Genomic DNA, 1,258 nt, shown 5'->3' on the forward strand with positions numbered 1-1,258 from the left:
CTAGTGAATTTAGTAGAATCTTTTCTCGATGATAATAATTGTTTTAATTCCAAAACCATTTTTGTGAAAAAGTAAGATTTCTTTATTTATTCTCCAATAACAGAGGGTGAGGCTGCTTTAAAAAAACGCCCAAAAAGGGCGTTTTGAGGGTTTATATATGAAAAATTGTTTGAAATATTAAACTTATTCACCAGTTAGATCTAAGGCACAAATAATAATACTTACTTCCATTCCAGCTTCCATTCCGGCTTCAATTCCCTCTATTAGGTCTAGATATTTAGTTAAATTACTCTCTGTTCCAGAAATTGCAAAAAAAAGATTATTCGCTAAATATGTATCCCTGTTTGGATACCAATCTTCGTTCCAACCTTCTAAACCTGATAAATCTGGTAATTGATATTCATAATTACTTGAATCACCTAACCAACCGTCTGATAATATAATTGTCCATTGTACTGGCGAATCAGTTGTATAGGGGGGGAACAATATAGCCTCATAAAATCTTATTTCATGACCAGCGATGTCAGGATCGTATGGTGTCCAACTGAATGTGTTATTATCAAACCTAGGCATTTCCAAAGTATCTGATGGCAATGTATCTAACACTTCAATGTCATTTGGATATGATTTATATTTAATAAAAGTTCTGTCATAATATCCATCATATTTACTAACCGATAAACCATACAAATCATCATCGGATGTTAAGTCACTAGGAATCCTTAATTCTTTATCATTACTAAACCAAGTATAAACTGACGTTGTTCCTCCTGCTAATAAGTCTACATCAACGAACGCTCCTGGTATTGTGGTTTTTAAAGTATAAGTATCTAAAGGAACAAAATCAGAAAACGAAATATCTTGGCTATCATCTCCAGAAAGAGTTCTATTTCTATCAATGTAGATATGGCTAAAGTCTTCATAGATTTGGCCAAAGTCTGGATATTGATCCACTGCTAAAATTACCAAATCGTATGTACCTGCGTTAATGTTGATTTCTATAGGATTAGTTAAGGGATGTGCAACCAAAAAAGATGTGCCATGTGTATGACTTCCATATGAAACAGAGACATACTTACCTTTAAAATCATCTCCAAAATTCAACGTCAATGTAGAATCATACGAATCAGTCCCGCCTCTAAAATTTATCGGCACTTCCTTAGCTTCTGAAGTATTTAGATTCATTATTTGAATGTCATAGTGGTACTTTCCATACCCTTCTTCATCATCCCATTCATCCCATTCATCATACCATCCA

Annotated in this window: 1 protein-coding gene; it reads right to left on the reverse strand. The window is 33.5% G+C overall.

All coding sequences use genetic code 11. From position 1 onward, the window contains the following. Positions 1–183: 183 nt before the first annotated feature. Positions 184–1,258 (reverse strand): hypothetical protein (locus PW5551_RS10250; protein WP_158526193.1); only part of this gene is annotated, 1,075 nt, incomplete at its 5' end.

It is taken from the genome of Petrotoga sp. 9PW.55.5.1, from assembly GCF_003265365.1.
GTDB lineage: Bacteria > Thermotogota > Thermotogae > Petrotogales > Petrotogaceae > Petrotoga.